Source organism: Bradyrhizobium cajani (assembly GCF_009759665.1).
Classification (GTDB): Bacteria; Pseudomonadota; Alphaproteobacteria; order Rhizobiales; family Xanthobacteraceae; genus Bradyrhizobium; species Bradyrhizobium cajani.
On the sequence record NZ_WQNE01000080.1, the window covers coordinates 1 to 3,996 of the forward strand.

Below are 3,996 nucleotides of genomic sequence, written 5' to 3' on the forward strand. Positions count from 1 at the left end.
CGCCCCGCCAATGCAGAGCTCCCCCACCGCGCCGAATGGCACCAGCCCGCCATGACCGTCCAGCAGATACACACGCGTGTTCGCAATCGGGCGGCCAATCGGGACAATGGCCCCATCAAACCCATCGGGGCAACTCCAGGTCGCCGCACAAACTGTTGCTTCGGTAGGTCCATAAGCATTGATAATGGATGCTGGAGCCAGACTCCGGATGAGTTCTGCCTTCGGCAGCTCTCCAGCAAGAATGAGAACTTGCGATCCCAAGCCTTCCAGCTTCTGGCTTCCCTGAAGCAAGGCTGGAGGCAGCGTCGCGTGCGTGATGGCTTCGCTTCGCAGATAATCCGATAGCTTGTTACTCGCTTGACGGAGCTCATCCGCAGGCAAATGCAATGTGGCGCCCGAACCAAACGCCATAACAAGCTCCGAGGCGCTTGCATCAAAACCGAAGGAGGCGAACTGCATCACGCGGCTGTTGCAACAAACGCCAAAAAGCCCGATCTGAGCCAAGCTGAGATTGACCAAGCCGCGATGCTCGACCATGACGCCCTTGGGGGTGCCTGTGGATCCGGAGGTGTAGATCACATAGGCGAGATGGCGTGAGGTGAGGCCGAGCGCACGCGGGTCCGGATCCGATTCCGGCAGATTTGCCCATTCCGGCGTCGCCGCCGCCAGATCCACCACCGTCAGATCGCGTAACGCATCGTCGCCCAGCGCCGATCGCCCCGCTGCATCGGCCAGCAGCACTCGCGGCGCCGCATCGTCGAGAACCTGCCGCAGCCGCGCCGACGGATAGGCCGGATCCAGCGGCAGATAGGCGCCCCCCGCCTTGAGGATCGCCAGCAGCCCCACCACGATCATCGGACTGCGCTGCAGGCAGATCGCCACCGGCTGATCCGGCTTCACCCCAATTGCGATCAGATGATGCGCCAGCTGGTTGGCCCGCGCATTGAGCTCGCCATAGCTGACGCGCTCCTCCGCGCACACCACCGCCACCGCATCCGGCGCACGGCGCACCTGCGCCTCAAATAGCTCATGGATGCACAGCTGCTCAGGATACGTCACCGCCGTCCGGTTCAGTTCCTCCAGCAGATACGCGCGCTCGTCGGCTGGCAGCAGCTCAATCCGCCCGACCGCTTGCTGCGCATCGGCAACCATCGCGCGCAGCAGCGCCAGCAGATAGCCTCGTTGCCGCTCGATGGTCGCCTGATCGAACAGCGCCGTGGCATAGTCCAGCGTCCCAGCGATCACCTCACCCTGCTCGCCAAGGCTCAGCTCCAGATCGAACTTGACCTGATCGAAGCCGTCTGCCGCCGCCTCCACCATCAGCCCAGGAAGGTCGAACGTCCCAGCGGCGTTGTTCTGCCAGGCCAACATCACCTGGAACAAGGGGGTGTGATCAAGACGCCGTGGCGGCTGCACGATCTCCACCACCTGCTCAAACGGCAGGTCCTGATGCTCCTGCGCTCCCAAGGCCGCGCGCCGCGTCCGCGCCAACAGCTCCGCCACGCTCGGCTCGCCCGACAGGTCAAGCCGCAGCGCCAGGGTGTTGACGAAGCAGCCGATCAGCTCTTCGACCTCGCGGCGACCGCGATTGGCGCTCGGCACGCCGATCATTAGGTCGTCCTGCCCTGACAGACGCGACAGCAGCGCCGCCCAGGCCGCCAGCACCGTCATGAACAAGGTCGTGTCATGCTGCCGGCTCAGCCGCTTCAGATCCCGCGTCAGATCCGCATCGATCACGACCGTCACACTGGCCCCGGCAAACGACTGCTCGGCCGGCCGAGGCCGATCTGTCGGCAGCGCCAGACGGGCCGGCGCGCCAGATAGATTGTTGCGCCAATAGTGCGCCTGGCTCTGCAGCCGCTCGCCCGACAGCCACTGCCGTTGCCAGGCGGCATAGTCCGGATACTGGATTGCAAGCGGCGGCAGCGGATCGCCTTCTCCGGCCACGAACGCCCGGTACAGCTGACTGAGTTCACGCACCAACACGCCCAGCGACCAGCCATCCGAGACAATGTGGTGCTGCGTCAGCAGCAAAACGTGCTCCTCATCCGAGATCCGGATCAGCCGGCCGCGGATCAGCGGGCCACGCGCCAGATCGAACGGCGTGCGCGCCTCTTCCCTGCACAGACCCAATAGCGCCTCGTCCGCATCCGGCCTGTCCCGCAGATCGTGCTCCACAACCGGCAGCCCCGCATCCTCCGGCAGCAGCTCCACCCAGGGCTTGCCCTCCGGCGCGACAAACACGCTGCGCAGCGCCTCATGACGCGCCAACACACGGTCAAGGCTGCGCTGCCAGGCGCTGCGGTCGAGCCCACCCTTGAGCCGCCACCCGAGCGGAATGTGATAGTTCGTGCTGCTCTGATCCAGCTGCGCCAAAAACCACAGCCGCTGCTGCGCAAACGACAGCACAAGCGGCGCTTCACGCAACACCGGCACAATGGCTGGCGGGTCTTGCGCGCCGGAGCGGCTCAACTCATCCATGATACTCGCGGCCAGATCGGCCAGCACCGGTTTGGCAAACAGCATGGTCAGCGGCAGTGTGAAGCCAATGGCCTGCGAGACCCGGCTCAACAGCTGCACCGCCAAGAGCGAGTGGCCGCCAAGCGCAAAGAAGTGGTCGTGGCGTCCGACCCGCTCCACACCCAGAAGCTCGGCCCAGATCTGTGCCAGCGTGATCTCGATCTCGCCTTGCGGCGGCTCATAGGCGCGATGCGCATACGCCTCATCGTCCGGCGCCGGCAGCGCCTTGCGATCGAGCTTGCCATTCACCGTCAGCGGCAGCGCCGCCAGCCGCACGAACGCCGCCGGCACCATGTAGTCCGGCAGGTGCGCGCCCACATGCGCCCGCAACGTGGCGGCCAGCTCAGCTCCAGCACCATCCGGCTGATCCGATTGAGCTTCAGGCGCACACACCACATAGGCGACAAGACGCTGCTCGCCGCCGGGGCCCTCGTGCGCCACCACCACCGCCTCGCGCACGAACGGGTGCTCGCAAAGCCGCGCCGCGATCTCGCCCGGCTCGATCCGGAAGCCGCGGATCTTCACCTGGTCGTCGTTGCGGCCCAAAAACTCAAGATTGCCGTCCGGCAGATAGCGCGCCAGATCGCCCGTGCGGTACAGCCGGTCGCCCTCGACAAAGGGACTGGCCATGAACCGTTCGGCTGTCAGTTCAGGCCGGTTCAGATAGCCGCGCGCCACCCCGCCCCGCCGATGTAAAACTCACCCGCCGCGCCGAACGGAACCGGCGCACCGTGTCCGTCAAGCAGATACACCCGCGTGTTCGCGATCGGACGGCCGATCGGGACAATGGCGCCATCAAACTCACCCGGACAACTCCACGCTGTCACGTCGATCGCAGCTTCGGTCGGACCGTACAGATTGTGCAGGCCCGTCCAAGGCAAGAGGCGCCGAACCTTATGCACACTGGCGGCAAGAAGCGCCTCGCCGCTGCATAAAACACGCCGCAGCGACGTGCAGCGGTTAACACTCTTCGTATCGAGAAAACTGACCAGCATGGATGGCACGAAGTGAACCGTCGTGATGCGCTCGCCGATGATCAAGTCGACCAATGCAGCGGGATCTCTGTGCGTATCCGGAGGCGCCAGCACCAGGGTCGCCCCTTCAAGCAAGGTCCAGAAGAACTCCCAGGCCGAGACATCGAAGCCAAATGGCGTCTTCTGCAACACGACATCAGTTGCCTTGAGACCATAGGCGTTTTGCATCCACATCAGGCGATTGACGATAGCCCGATGCTCATTCTGTGCCCCCTTGGGGGTGCCTGTGGATCCGGAGGTGTAGATCACATAGGCGAGATGGCGTGAGGTGAGGCCGAGCGCACGCGGGTCTGGATCCGATTCCGGCAGATTTGTCCATTCCGGCGTCGCCGCCGCCAGATCCACCACCGTCAGATCGCGTAACGCATCGTCGCCCAGCGCCGATCGCCCCGCTGCATCGGCCAGCAGCACTCGCGGCGCCGCATCGTCGAGAACCTGCCGC

At 64.8% G+C, this 3,996-nt stretch carries 2 protein-coding genes; both read right to left on the reverse strand.

Annotated elements, in window-relative coordinates; all coding sequences use genetic code 11:
• Positions 1-3,198, reverse strand: a 3,198-nt coding sequence (locus GPL20_RS38410; RefSeq protein ID WP_347340057.1) for a condensation domain-containing protein, incomplete at its 3' end; no start/stop codon positions are given.
• A partial coding sequence (locus GPL20_RS39880) for an AMP-binding protein (protein ID WP_246251307.1) occupies positions 3,180-3,996 on the reverse strand: 817 nt, incomplete at its 5' end. The genes GPL20_RS39880 and GPL20_RS38410, both read right to left, overlap by 19 nt.